This window comes from Mycolicibacterium helvum (assembly GCF_010731895.1).
Taxonomy (GTDB): domain Bacteria; phylum Actinomycetota; class Actinomycetes; order Mycobacteriales; family Mycobacteriaceae; genus Mycobacterium; species Mycobacterium helvum.
Genome location: NZ_AP022596.1, coordinates 5,970,691 through 5,983,358 on the forward strand (window position 1 = coordinate 5,970,691; position 12,668 = coordinate 5,983,358).

15 protein-coding genes are annotated in these 12,668 nt (G+C 66.6%); 7 read left to right on the plus strand and 8 right to left on the minus strand.

Translation table 11 applies throughout. From position 1 onward, the window contains the following. Window positions 1–111 precede the first annotated feature (111 nt). From G6N38_RS28110 to G6N38_RS28130, 5 genes are all read left to right on the plus strand, one after another. Window positions 112–789 carry a FadR/GntR family transcriptional regulator gene (locus G6N38_RS28110; protein WP_163751367.1) on the plus strand — a complete coding sequence of 226 codons (678 nt, stop codon included), beginning with the start codon at window positions 112–114 and terminating at the stop codon, window positions 787–789. Further along, entirely contained in the window at window positions 786–1,583 is a 798-nt protein-coding gene (locus G6N38_RS28115) for an ABC transporter ATP-binding protein (protein WP_163751368.1), read from the plus strand. Before G6N38_RS28110 ends, G6N38_RS28115 begins: the two co-directional genes overlap by 4 nt. 381 nt (window positions 1,584–1,964) lie before the next feature. Beyond that, the gene (locus G6N38_RS28120; RefSeq protein WP_246227485.1) at window positions 1,965–3,140 is read left to right on the plus strand and encodes an FAD-dependent monooxygenase; all 1,176 of its coding nucleotides are present in this window, start codon (window positions 1,965–1,967) and stop codon (window positions 3,138–3,140) included. 268 nt (window positions 3,141–3,408) lie between these two features. Further along, window positions 3,409–3,990 carry a TetR/AcrR family transcriptional regulator gene (locus G6N38_RS28125; protein ID WP_246227487.1) on the plus strand — a complete coding sequence of 194 codons (582 nt, stop codon included), beginning with the start codon at window positions 3,409–3,411 and terminating at the stop codon, window positions 3,988–3,990. Between the two features lie 163 nt (window positions 3,991–4,153). Beyond that, the gene (locus tag G6N38_RS28130) at window positions 4,154–5,026 is read left to right on the plus strand and encodes an LLM class flavin-dependent oxidoreductase (protein WP_246227489.1); all 873 of its coding nucleotides are present in this window, start codon (window positions 4,154–4,156) and stop codon (window positions 5,024–5,026) included. A 123-nt stretch (window positions 5,027–5,149) separates the two neighbouring features. Here the strand turns inward: G6N38_RS28130 and hisI are convergent, their stop codons facing one another. The 8 genes from hisI to hisD are packed head-to-tail and all read right to left on the minus strand — an operon-like array spanning window position 5,150 to window position 11,529. Beyond that, window positions 5,150–5,518 (minus strand): phosphoribosyl-AMP cyclohydrolase, encoded by a 369-nt coding sequence (hisI, locus tag G6N38_RS28135; protein WP_163751371.1) that lies wholly within the window; start codon window positions 5,516–5,518, stop codon window positions 5,150–5,152. Continuing rightward, on the minus strand, window positions 5,515–6,288 hold the full coding sequence (hisF, locus tag G6N38_RS28140) for an imidazole glycerol phosphate synthase subunit HisF (RefSeq protein ID WP_163751372.1): 774 nt from the start codon (window positions 6,286–6,288) through the stop codon (window positions 5,515–5,517). Before hisF ends, hisI begins: the two co-directional genes overlap by 4 nt. Continuing rightward, on the minus strand, window positions 6,288–7,106 hold the full coding sequence (locus G6N38_RS28145) for an inositol monophosphatase family protein (protein WP_163751373.1): 819 nt from the start codon (window positions 7,104–7,106) through the stop codon (window positions 6,288–6,290). Before G6N38_RS28145 ends, hisF begins: the two co-directional genes overlap by 1 nt. Before the next feature lie 5 nt (window positions 7,107–7,111). Further along, window positions 7,112–7,846 (minus strand): bifunctional 1-(5-phosphoribosyl)-5-((5-phosphoribosylamino)methylideneamino)imidazole-4-carboxamide isomerase/phosphoribosylanthranilate isomerase PriA, encoded by a 735-nt coding sequence (priA, locus tag G6N38_RS28150; protein ID WP_108055949.1) that lies wholly within the window; start codon window positions 7,844–7,846, stop codon window positions 7,112–7,114. A 2-nt stretch (window positions 7,847–7,848) separates the two neighbouring features. Then, entirely contained in the window at window positions 7,849–8,469 is a 621-nt protein-coding gene (hisH, locus tag G6N38_RS28155; protein ID WP_163751374.1) for an imidazole glycerol phosphate synthase subunit HisH, read from the minus strand. Next, on the minus strand, window positions 8,466–9,074 hold the full coding sequence (hisB, locus tag G6N38_RS28160; RefSeq protein ID WP_163751375.1) for an imidazoleglycerol-phosphate dehydratase HisB: 609 nt from the start codon (window positions 9,072–9,074) through the stop codon (window positions 8,466–8,468). Before hisB ends, hisH begins: the two co-directional genes overlap by 4 nt. Beyond that, on the minus strand, window positions 9,071–10,204 hold the full coding sequence (locus tag G6N38_RS28165; RefSeq protein WP_163751376.1) for a histidinol-phosphate transaminase: 1,134 nt from the start codon (window positions 10,202–10,204) through the stop codon (window positions 9,071–9,073). Before G6N38_RS28165 ends, hisB begins: the two co-directional genes overlap by 4 nt. Continuing rightward, a complete protein-coding gene (gene hisD, locus G6N38_RS28170) occupies window positions 10,201–11,529 on the minus strand; it encodes a histidinol dehydrogenase (protein WP_163751377.1) in 1,329 nt (442 codons plus the stop codon). Before hisD ends, G6N38_RS28165 begins: the two co-directional genes overlap by 4 nt. Before the next feature lie 78 nt (window positions 11,530–11,607). Here hisD and rhtB point away from each other — a divergent pair, with 78 nt between their 5' ends. Together rhtB and G6N38_RS28180 are read left to right on the plus strand one after the other, a co-directional pair. Further along, window positions 11,608–12,243: a homoserine/homoserine lactone efflux protein gene (rhtB, locus tag G6N38_RS28175; protein ID WP_163751378.1), complete on the plus strand. Its 636-nt coding sequence runs from the start codon at window positions 11,608–11,610 to the stop codon at window positions 12,241–12,243. Between the two features lie 11 nt (window positions 12,244–12,254). Continuing rightward, on the plus strand, window positions 12,255–12,668 hold the full coding sequence (locus tag G6N38_RS28180) for a nitroreductase family deazaflavin-dependent oxidoreductase (RefSeq protein WP_163751379.1): 414 nt from the start codon (window positions 12,255–12,257) through the stop codon (window positions 12,666–12,668).

Sequence of the window (12,668 nt, forward strand, 5' to 3'; positions counted from 1 at the left end):
CCCACGGCGAGGGACCGGTCGGTCAGGCCTCGCCGCGGCGACTAAGGATGAGCAGATACGTCATGATGACGAGACTGTACACTACTCCTCAGACAAGTAGAGAGGTTCGGGATGGTTTCGCCGATCACCCAAGTGCAGCGTCACCCGCTGGCCGCGCAAACGGCCCAGCTGTTGATGGGGCGCATCCGCGACGGCGAATGGCCTCTGGGACACCGTCTTCCCGGCGAGACCACGCTGGCCGCGCAACTGGGCGTCGGTCGCTCGACACTGCGCGAGGCGATCCGCGAGCTGGCCGGCAAGGGCGTACTCGACAGCCGCCAAGGCGCTGGGGTGTTCGTCACCGCGTTGGACGCCGTCGAGGACTGGGACACCATCCTGCGGCGCACGACCATCGCGGCCGTGATCGAGGCGCGGATCGCGATCGAAGCCGAGGCCGCCGCACTCGCGGCCACTCGTCGGACCCCTGCCGATCTCCGGGCGATCCGCCGCTCCCTGGCCGCACGTGGGGTCAGGGGTTTGCCGGTCCCCGACCACGTCGACGCCGATGCCGCGTTCCACCGGGCGGTGGTCGTGGCAGCCCACAACGACGTGCTGACGCAATTGTTCGACGCGTTCCTACCGCGATTGCGGCTCGCGATGATCGACATGCTCAAGATTCGTCCGGTGCCCGATGAAGCTGACCATGCCGCCCACCAGGACCTCGCCGACGCAATCGCTGACCGCAATCCTGCCGCGGCGGCCGCCGCCAGCCGGTCGCATCTGAGTTCATTGAAGGAGTCGTACTCATGACACCGGTCCTCGAGTTGCACGACGTGACCTTCCGTCGCAACGGCAAGCAGATCATCGACGGCATATCGCTGGCGGTCCAGCCGGGCGAACACTGGGCCCTGTTGGGGCCCAACGGCGCAGGCAAGAGCACGCTGCTCGGATTCTGCGCCGCAGTGACGTTTCCGACCACGGGTACGGTGAGCGTCCTCGGTAGTCAGCTGGGACGTACCGACCTGGCCACACTGCGCCGGTCGATCGGACACGTGAATCCCCGTCACCGGCTGCAGTATTCGCTGACCGTACGCGAAGTGGTGCTAACCGGGATCACGGCGACCATCGACCTCCCGATGCGCTGGACGCCGAGCCCGGCCGAAAGCGAGCGGGCCGATGCGATGATCGCCGCGGTGGGCATGACCCGCAGGGCCGAAGACGTATGGCCGACGTTGTCGCAGGGCGAGCGGGGCCGCGCTCTCATCGCGCGGGCGCTGGTGTCGGAGCCTGATCTGCTTCTGCTCGACGAGCCGACCACGGGCTTGGATGTCGCGGCACGCGAGCAACTGCTCGAGACCATCGACACCCTGGACCGGACGCACCCCGACGTCGCCTCAATCCTGGTGACCCATCACCTCGAAGAGTTGCCGACGACCACGACGCACGCACTGCTGATCGCCGACGGCCGCACTGTGGCCAGCGGCCCTGCACGCGAGACGATTTCGACCGACAACGTCACGGCCGCGTTCTCCCACCCGATCGCGGTCGGCTACGACGAGGGCCGCTGGACGGCCCGGGCGAAGGCGACTGCGGTCGACGTCTAGATCCGAGTCCAGCTACACAATCGTGTCTTGCACATCACGAATGCGTCCTCGACGACAGCCTCAAGGACCGACTTGAAGATGCGCTCCCACTGCCGACCCCGCCGGAGGTCGGCCACGGTCCTCTGATACTCGCCCCGCCCGAGAATCCAAACTATCTGCTCTCTGTTGGCCCGCGCGTTACAACGCCCTTCGAACCTGTCACTAATGGCCAACAGTCCGGCACCCGGTGGCTTACTCGGTAAGTATATTTGATAATGTTACCGAGTAATGTGGCTTGCGCGGGGCCAGATCAGATCCATGCACTCGCGCACGAACTGGAACTGGGTTGTCATGACGTCTTTGAAGGTCGTTGTCTGCGGTGGCGGTATCACGGGACAGGCGTTGGCCTACTGGCTGGCGCAAAGTGGTCATCAGACGACTGTGGTCGAGCGTTTCCCAGCGCTGCGGGCCACCGGCGCCCAGGTCGACCTCCGCGGTCAAGGCATCGAGGTTGTCGAGGCGATGGGCCTTCTCGCCGCGTTGCGGAACCATCTCGTGGACGAAGCCGGTGTCGCTTTTGTGAACGGACGGGGCGAGGCAAAGGCGACGATCATGGCCAACAGATCCGGCCGGGGACGCCAGACGCTGACCTCAGAGTTCGAGTTCATGCGCGGCGACCTGGTGCGCATCCTCAATGATGCGACGAAGGACGCTGTCAATTATGTCTTCGGGACGAGCGTCGACTGCTTCGAAAGTGACGAGAAGAAGGTCGTCGCGCACTTCTCCGACGGCTCGTCTGATCAGTTCGACCTGCTGGTCGGCGCCGACGGCCAGGGGTCGCGCATCCGGCAAGCCATTCTGCCGCTCGGGTCTTCGCCGCCGTACTGGCGGGCCGGGGTCCATATGTCGTACTGGATTGTTCCGCGCATCGCGTCCGACAGCAACGTCCGCGAGACTTTCAACGCTCCCGGTGGTCGCATGATCATGCGCCGCAGTCACAACTCCTACGAGACCCAGGCGTACTTCGTACTGCGGGAAACGTCCACAGAAGCCTCGGCCGTCCATCGCGAGCCAGTCGACCGTCAGAAGGAGTTTTGGGCTCGCCGTTTCCGCGACGCGGGATGGCAGACTGACCGATTCATCGACGGCATGGCGGTAGCCGACAGCTTCTATTCCCAAGAGGTCGTGCAAGTCCGTATGGGCGCCTGGTCGAAGGGCCGCGTCGTGTTAGCTGGAGATGCCGCGCACTGCCCCTCGCCTTTCAGTGGCATGGGCGTCTCCGGTGCCCTGGTCGGCGCCTACGTCCTGGCAGGCGAGATCAATCGATATCGCGATGACCTGCCTCGGGCTCTGGCGAACTACGAAACGATACTTCGACCGTTCGTTGACGAGATCCAGCGAACGGTAAAACCTAGGTTGCTGCGCGTCGCCATGCCGACGACACGGTTCGGGATCAATGCTCTTCTCTCCGCAGCGGGACTGGCTGCCTGCCTGCACATCCCCGACCTTGTCGCGCGGGTCTCGAACCAAGACCGTGGTGGCGACTGGCGACTCCCTCGATACCCCACCGATCGGTAGCCATTTCATCGCAACAGCCGGAATCTCATCGCACGTCGACGTCCCATTGCCTGCTCCCGGCCGGGACGTCATCACTGCGCTTGGTGGAGCGTCCTACCCGGCGACCCAACAACGGGCCGTTCGGCCTGACATATGCGCTCCTTGCCTCGCGACGGATAACTTACTTGATAAGCTGACCCGAAAACTGTACCGAGACAACATTAAGGATATTGCAATGGCGCGGCGGCGAGACCGGGGTGGCGCGAAAACCAGGGCCCATATTGCGGCGGTGGCTACTGAGCTCTTCCTGGAACACGGATTCGACGATGTCACCATCGCCGAGGTGGCCGCCACCGCCGGGGTGTCGAAGGTCACGGTGTTCTCGCACTTCCAGCACAAGGAAGACTTGCTACTCGACCGCCTTCCCGACATCACCGACCTCATTCGGTGTGCAGTCCACGAGCGCGCTGACCAAATCAGCGTCGTGGAAGCGTTCCGTCAGATCGCGCTCGACCTCGCCGAGCAGGAGCATGTGCTGTCCGGGCTGGCCGGTGACATCGAGCCCTTCATGCGCACGGTGATTGACTCGCCAGCGTTGGTCTCGCGGCTACGGGCGTTCCAGTTCGAGGTCGAGGCGGAGCTGGCCGCAACACTCCGCGACGACGCCCAGTTCACGGGCGACTGCGCGCTAACCGCGGCTTTGCTTGTGGCGGCATACCGCACCATAGCCGTGCAGACCGTCCGGCGCCGACTCGCCGGACATGACATCGCCGATATCGCATACGCACATCGACAGCAGCTAGAGACCGCCTTCGACATGCTGGCGGCCTGCTTATCGGCCGACAACCGGCCATCGTCCGCAACGCATTGAGACCGCGCGATCGCCCAGCCCGAGACAGCTCAGCGCGCGGAAGAACCTGCTTGACCCCATCAAGATCTGGTCGACGCCCGCGGGGCCTGCCCATGCAGGTTCTTTCCGAATTGGTCTTCCCGCAACGATTCCCGCTTCGGGAGTAACAGAAGGGACGAATCCCGTGACACCGACGACCGTGACGAGTTTCGGCATCATGACGCCACCGCAGAACAGCTCCTACGATGACCTCCTACGCATATGGCATGCGGCTGACGAGATTCCCCAGATCGATCACGCGTGGCTATCCGATCACTTGATGACGCCAACCGGCAGGGGCCCGACGTACGAATCCTGGACACTGTTGTCCGCGCTGGCCTCTCAGACCCATCGCTTGCGCGTGGGCGTGATGGTCACGAGCAACCGGTTCCGGCCTCCCGCTGTATTGGCCAAGATCGCCGCAACTGTGGACATCATCTCGGGAGGAAGGCTCAACTTCGGTATCGGCGCCGGTTCAAGACCTGGCCACCCGCTGGCCCGGCGCGAGTATCAAGCACACGGCTTAGCCTTCGACAACTTCGCCCCCGCAGCGGAAGCCCTCGACGAGGCGCTCATTGTCATCAAGAAGCTCTGGACCGAGACCGAACCATTCGACTTCACCGGCCGACACCTGCACCTCACCGGCGCGCTGGGCGAACCCCGACCGCTGCAGCAGCCCCTCCCGCCCATCCTGGTCGGTGGCAGGTCGATCTCGCTGCTCCGCATCGCCGCTGCTCACGCCGACATATGGAACATCGTCGGCGGCGACACGGCCGACGCCGCCCATCGCAGCGAGCTACTCAGCCAGGCCTGCCGTCAGATCGGGCGCGATCCGGCAAGCATCATCCGCTCGATACACCTGCCGGTGTCCTACACCCAACCCGAGCTGGCCCGCCAGGTGATCAGCGAGGCCATCCAGGTCGGCTTCACCCACATCGTCATCGGTCTACCCGATTCCCCGCCCCGACGGGCCGCGCGGTGGGTGGTCGATGAACTGATCGACGAGTTCACATCGTAGGCGGGCCGGACATGTTCTGGCGCAACGTGACTGATGACCATAGGGGCATCGACAGTCTTAAGGCTCGGAGCCCGAAAACGGCGGTGACGCGATCCTTCGCGAAGAAGGCGCACGCGAGCAGCCTCAGTTGGCGGCGCGCTTATTGTAAGCTTCTGGCCCCAACAGTTGGTCGGCGTCGAAACAGCTGTGGTCGCCGGTGTGGCAGGCCCCGCCGACCTGGTCGACCTCCAACAGCACTGCATCACCGTCGCAGTCCAGTCGCACCGAATGCACGTGCTGGGTATGACCGGATGTCGCGCCCTTGACCCAGTACTCGCCGCGAGAGCGCGAGTAGTAGGTGGCTTCCCGAGTCTCCAGTGTGCGGGCCAGCGCCTCGTCGTCCATCCAGGCCACCATCAACACGTCACCGGAGCCGTGCTCCTGCGCGATCGCCGCGAACAATCCGTTGGCGTCGCGTTTGAGCCGCTTGGCGATATCCGGATCGAGGCTCATCGCACCACTATGCCCTCTGCGGCCATCGCCGCCTTGACCTGTCCGATGGTGAGCTCACGGAAGTGGAAGACGCTGGCCGCCAAAACCGCATCCGCACCGGACTGGACCGCGGGCGCGAAATCGCCGACCGCACCGGCCCCTCCGCTGGCGATCACCGGCACCGTGACGGCCTTGCGTACCGCGCGCAGCATCTTCAGGTCGAAACCGGCCTTGGTGCCGTCGGCGTCCATCGAGTTCAGCAGGATCTCGCCGACCCCGAGTTCGGCCCCGCGGGTAGCCCATTCGACGGCGTCGATACCGGTCCCCTGCCGCCCGCCGTGGGTGGTGACCTCCCAGCCGGACGGGGTTGATGCTGAGCCGGCAGGCACCGTGCGGGCGTCCACCGACAACACGATGCACTGCGATCCGAACTGGCGCGACAACTCGGCCAGCAACTCCGGGCGGGCGATCGCGGCGGTGTTCACCGACACCTTGTCCGCGCCGGCGCGCAACAGCATGTCCACGTCAGCCACCGAACGCACACCGCCGCCGACGGTCAGCGGGATGAAGACCTGCTCGGCGGTGCGGCGCACGACGTCGAGCATCGTCGAGCGCCCCGACGACGACGCCGTGACATCCAGGAACGTCAGCTCGTCGGCGCCCTCGGCGTCGTAGGCGGCGGCGAGCTCGACGGGATCGCCCGCGTCACGCAGGTTCTCGAAGTTCACCCCCTTGACCACCCGGCCGGCATCCACGTCGAGGCAGGGAATCACACGTACGGCGACATCCATTACAGGTAATCCTCCGGTGGGCCGACCCTGTCCAGGATCTCCATGACATGAGCGTGCACGCCCGGCGCGGCCGCCAGTGCCGAGGGCGACGACGGGGTCCACGGCTGGCCGGACAGGTCGGTGACGACCCCACCCGCGGCGCGCACCAGCGCGACGCCCGCGGCGTGGTCCCAGATGTGGTGGCCGAAACTGATGGCCGCGCCCATGACTCCGGCCGACACGTAGGCGATATCGACGCCGGTGGCACCGTGCATCCGCAGCTTCGAGCAGACCCGGCTCAGGTTCTCCAGCACCGCAAGCCGATAGCGGCCCGGGAACCGGCCCCGCCAGTCGACGTTGAACGTGCCGATGCCGACCACGCATTGCCCGATCTCGCTGTGCCCGATCGGCGGCTGGGCGACGCCGTTGTAGTAGACCGGTCCGCCGACGACCGCGCTGTAGCGCTGATCGGTAAACGGCAACCAGGTCAGGCCTGCGACCGGTTCACCGTCGCGCAGCAGGCCCAGCAGGATCGCGGCCATCGGCGAACCGGCGGCGTAGTTGAACGTGCCGTCAATGGGGTCGAGTACCCACACCAGTGGGGAATCGATTGGCGCCCCGCCGAATTCCTCACCGTGCACACCGATCCCGGTGGCCGACTCCAGCGCCTGAACCACCTGACGTTCGATGGCCAAGTCCACCTCGGTGGCGAAGTCGTTGCCCTTCTTCTGCACGGCAGACGCGGCCCGGTGCCCGGCGATGAACGGTGTGGACGCCTCGTCCAGGATCACCGCCGCCTGGGCCACCAGGGCCTCGAGGTCTGCCGACTGCGCTGCCATCGGGGTTACTGGCTCACCGCGGCCAGCGCCTCCGGCAGCGTGAATCGGCCGGCGTAGAGCGCCTTTCCGACGATCGCACCCTCTACCCCACTGTCGGTCAGCGTCGCGATCGCACGCAGATCATCCAGGCTGGACACCCCGCCGGACGCGATCACCGGGGCGTCGGTGCACTCGGCCACACCCTCGAGCAGATCGAGGTTGGGTCCGGTGAGTGTGCCGTCCTTGGTGACGTCGGTGACGACGAACCGGGAGCAGCCCTCGCTGTCAAGGCGTTCCAGCACATGCCACAGATCTCCGCCGTCGGTCTCCCAACCGCGGCCGCGTAGGCGGTGCTCCCCCTCGACGATCTGCACATCCAGCCCGACGGCCACCTTGTCGCCATACTCGGCGATCGCCGCGGCGCACCACAGCGGGTTCTCCAGCGCCGCGGTACCGATGTTGACCCGGGTGCAGCCGGTGGCAAGCGCGGCCTTGAGTGACTCGTCGTCGCGGATCCCGCCGGACAGTTCGACTTTCACATCGAGCGCACCAACCACCTCGGCCAGCAACTCTCGGTTGGACCCACGGCCGAACGCGGCATCGAGATCCACCAGGTGAATCCATTCGGCGCCGTCGCGCTGCCAGGTCAGCGCGGCGTCCAGCGCCGATCCGTACTCGGTCTCGCTGCCGGCCTTGCCTTGCACCAGGCGTACCGCCTTACCCTCGACCACGTCGACAGCAGGCAACAAAATCAGTGGCACTCTTACAGCCCCTCAACCCAATTCGCGAGCAGCGCCGCACCGGCGTCACCGCTCTTCTCCGGATGAAATTGTGTCGCCGACACCGGCCCGTCCTCGACGGCGGCCAAGAACCGCACGTGGTGGGTGGCCCAGGTCAGCAGCGCGTCAGGTGCGCCCTCCCACTTCTGTGCGGCATAGGAGTGCACGAAGTAGAACCGGGTATCGGCGTCGAACCCCTTGAACAGCAGGCTGCCCGGCGCCGCATCGACGACGTTCCAGCCCATGTGTGGGATCACCGGCGCGTCCAGCCGGGTGACCGATCCCGGCCACAGCCCGCACCCTGTCGATTCCACCCCGAACTCCACGCCCCGGGCGAACAGGATCTGCATACCCACGCACACGCCCAGCATCGGCCGGCCCGCGGCCACCCGCTCGGCGATGATGCGCTCCCCGTCGATCCCACGCAGCCCGGTCATACAGGCTTCGTACGCGCCGACGCCCGGGACGACCAAGCCGTCGGCGTTCAGCGCGCGCTGCGCGTCGGCGGTCACCTCGACGTCGGCGCCGACGCGTTCCAGCGCCCGCTGCGCCGAGCGCAGATTGCCCGAGCCGTAATCCAGGACTACGACGGATTTAGCTGTCACAGTGAGCCTTTGGTGGACGGCACGCCCGAGACCCGCGGATCGGGCTCGACGGCCTGCCGCAGTGCCCTGGCCACCGCCTTGTACTGCGCCTCAGTGATGTGGTGCGGGTCGCGACCGTAGATGGTCCGCACGTGCAGCGAAATGCGGGCGTTGAAGGCCAGCGACTCAAACACGTGCCGGTTGACCACCGTGTGGTAGGGCACGCTGGAACCGGCGATCGTGAAATCGACCATGTAGTCCGGTTCGCCGGTGTGCACGAAGTACGGCCGCCCGGAGACATCGACCGCGGCATGAGCCAGCGTCTCGTCCATCGGGATGAAGGCATCGCCGAACCGGCGGATGCCCTTCTTGTCACCCAGCGCTTGTCCCAGTGCGGTGCCCAGCACGATCGCGGTGTCCTCGATGGTGTGGTGACCTTCGATGTCGACATCGCCCTGCGCGGCGATCGTCAGGTCGAAGCTGGCGTGCGTGCCCAGCGAGGTCAGCATGTGGTCGAAGAACGGGATGCCGGTGCGCACGCTGACATCTCCGGTGCCGTCCAGGTCGAGTTCGACGACGATGTCGGACTCGCGCGTCTTGCGCTCGACCTTTGCGATGCGGCTCATGTCGCTCCTATTGGGGCAAGGTGGGAGGTGGCCAGCCGGGCACTGGCGGCCAGGAAGGCGTCATTCTCGTCGGCCAATCCGATTGTGGTGCGCAGGTATCCACCGACCCCGACATCGCGGATCAGGACACCGTCATCGAGGTAGTGCTGCCAGGCCGTCGCGGCGTCGGCGAATTCACCGAACAGCACAAAGTTGGCGTCACTGGGGATGACGCGGAACCCGAGTTCGGCAAGGGCGGCGCAGACCCGTTCCCGCTCGGCAATCAGCGTCGCGACGCTGCCCAGGGTGTCGTCGGCGTGCCGCAGCGCGGCCCGAGCCGCCGCCTGCGTCAGCACCGAAAGGTGATACGGCAGCCGGACCAGCAGCACGGCGTCGACGATCGCCGGGGCCGCGATCAAGTAGCCCAGCCGGCCACCGGCGAACGCGAACGCCTTACTCATGGTGCGGCTGACAATCAGCCGGCTCGGGTACTCGTCGATCAGCCCGACCGCACTGGGCTGGCTGGAGAATTCGCCGTAGGCCTCGTCGACGATCAGGATGCCGTGGTTCATGGCGTCCAGCAGCCGGCGCAGATCCGCCAGCGGAATGCTCTGGCCGGAAGGGTTGTTCGGGCTGGCGACGAACACCACGTCAGGATCACGGGCGGCGATGACGGTGGCCGCGGTGTCGGCGTCGAGGCTGAAGTCCTCCGCGCGCACCGACTCGATCCACTCGGTCTGTGTGCCGTTCGAGATGATCGGGTGCATCGAGTACGACGGCACGAAGCCGATGGCGCTGCGGCCCGGCCCGCCGAACGCCTGCAGCAGCTGCTGCAGAATCTCGTTGGATCCGTTTGCTGCCCAGAGGTTTTCGGTTTGCACCTCGACACCGGTCTGGGCCCGCACATAGGCGGCAAGGTCGCGACGCAACTCGACGGCGTCCCGGTCGGGATAGCGGTGCAACTCGGCGGCCGCGGCCTGCACCGAACGCGTCACGTCCTCGACCAGCGCGGGGCTGGGTGGGTGTGGGTTCTCGTTGGTGTTCAGCCGCACCGGCACATCGAGTTGCGGTGCGCCGTACGGGGACTTGCCACGCAGGTCGTCACGCAGCGGTAGGTCCGCGAGCGTGACCCGGGCTCCGGGAACGGTCATCGCTCGAACCTCCGCCGGACCGCTTCGCCGTGCGCAGGCAGGTCCTCGGCCTTGGCCAGCGTGATGACATGTCCCGATACGTCTTTGAGCGCGGCCTCGGTGTAGTCGACGACGTGGATACCGCGCAGGAAGGTCTGTACCGACAAGCCGCTGGAGTGCCGCGCACACCCCGCGGTGGGCAGCACATGGTTGGACCCGGCGCAATAGTCACCGAGGCTGACCGGCGACCACGGGCCGACGAAAATCGCCCCGGCCGCGCGGATGCGGCCGGCCACCTCGTTGGCCTCGACGGTCTGGATCTCCAAATGCTCGGCGGCATAAGCGTTCACGACGCGCACACCGGTGTCGATATCGTCGACCAGCACGATGCCGGACTGACGTCCGCGCAGCGCCTCGGTGACCCGCTCGCGGTGTTTGGTGGTGCTCAGTTGCACGGCCAGTTCGGCTTCGGTGGCCTCGGCCAGCGCAGCACTGTCAGTCACCAACACACTGGCGGCCATCACGTCGTGTTCGGCCTGGCTGATGAGGTCGGCCGCGACGTGGACCGGGTCCGCGGTGTGGTCAGCCAGGATGGCGATCTCGGTGGGACCAGCCTCGGCGTCAATGCCGATCTGCGAGCGGCAGATTCGCTTGGCGGCGGTGACGTAGATGTTGCCCGGCCCGGTGACCATGTCGACCGGCGCCAGCTCGGCGCCGTCGGTGTCGGTACCGCCGTAGGCCAGTAGCGCCACTGCCTGCGCACCGCCGACGGCCCACACCTCGTCGACGCCGAGCAGCGCCGCCGCCGCGAGGATCGTGGGATGCGGCAGGCCACCGAACTCGGCCTGCGGCGGGCTGGCCACCACCAGGGACTCGACGCCGGCGGCCTGGGCGGGAACGACGTTCATCACCACGCTCGACGGGTACACCGCGTTGCCGCCGGGTACATAGAGGCCCACCCGCTCCACCGGCACCCAGCGCTCGGTGACCGAAGCCCCGGCGTCGAACAAGGTGGTGATATCGGTGCGGCGCTGGTCGGCGTGCACGGCGCGGGTGCGATCGATCGCCACTTCCAGTGCGGCGCGCACATCGGCAGGCAGGGCGGCCAGCGCCGCCGCCAAGGCGGAAGGTGCCACGCGCACAGTCTTGGGGCGCACCCCGTCGAACTGCTCGCCGTACTCCAGCGCAGCCACCGCGCCGCGTTCGGCGACATCGTCGACGATGGGCCGGACCTTGGGCACCACGGCGTCGACGTCCACACCGCCGCGCGGGAGCGCCGCGCGCAGTTGGGCGGCAGTCAGCGTGCGGCCACGCAGGTCGATCCGGTTCAAGGCGAAGCTGGTCATCGGTTCAATTGTCCCGTATCGATGCACCCGAATAAAAATCCGTTGGGCGCGGGGCGCGCCAGCCCGGATACTGCCGTTATGCAATGGGAGCTTTGGCTGGCCTTCGTCGGCGCCTCGATCGCCATCAGTGTGTCCCCGGGCGCCGGTGCCATCCAGTCCATGGCGACCGGCCTGGCGTACGGTCTGCGCCGCGGTTACTGGAACATCACCGGGCTGCAGATCGGCCTGATGATGCAGTTGGTGGCGGTCGCCGTCGGACTGGGCGCTGCGGTGGCGCAATCGGTGATCGCGTTCACCGTCATCAAGTGGATCGGGGTGGCCTACCTGGTGTACCTGGCCGTCCGCCAGTGGCGCACCGTCCCCGGTGACCTGGGCGAACAACTCAACGCCACCGGCAGTGGCGGGCGGTTTGCCTTGCTGGTTCGCGGGACCCTGGTCAACATCACCAATCCCAAGGGTCTGGTGTTCCTGCTGGCGGTGCTGCCGCAGTTCGTCGTACCGACCGCGCCGCTACTCCCCCAATACCTGGCCATCGGCGCGACGATGGTGGTCGTCGACCTGGTGGTGATGGGCGCCTACACGGGACTGGCGGCGCGGCTGCTGGGCTGGCTGCGGACCCCGCGCCAGCAGACCCTGCTCAACAGGACATTCTCGGGCCTGTTCGCCGCCGCGGCGGTGGTGCTGTCGCTGGTGCGCCGGGGCACTGCGGCCTAACCTTGGGCCCCATGGCGACCAAGGATCACCCGAACAATGCCCCCGGCGTGCCGATGAAGTTCCCGGTCTGGTTCGAGAACTTCCAGATCAAGTACTTCAACCCGGCCGTGAAGCCGCTGGCCAAATACATGCCAGGCATGTCGGTCATCTCTCATCGTGGCCGCACTTCGGGCACACCGTACGAGACCGTCGTTTCGGCCTTCCGCAAGGGCGACACCCTCGCCGTCATGCTGGGCCACGGCAAGACCAACTGGGTCAAGAACGTCCTGGCTGCCGGCGAGGCCGACATCCGCCACGGACGCCACACGCTGCACTTGATCAACCCTCGGGTGGTGCCTGCCGGTACCGATGATCCGTCCCTGCCCGGGGTGGCCCGCCGGGGCGTCAAACGTGGCGTCGGCGCATTCGTCGCCGATATCGCCTGA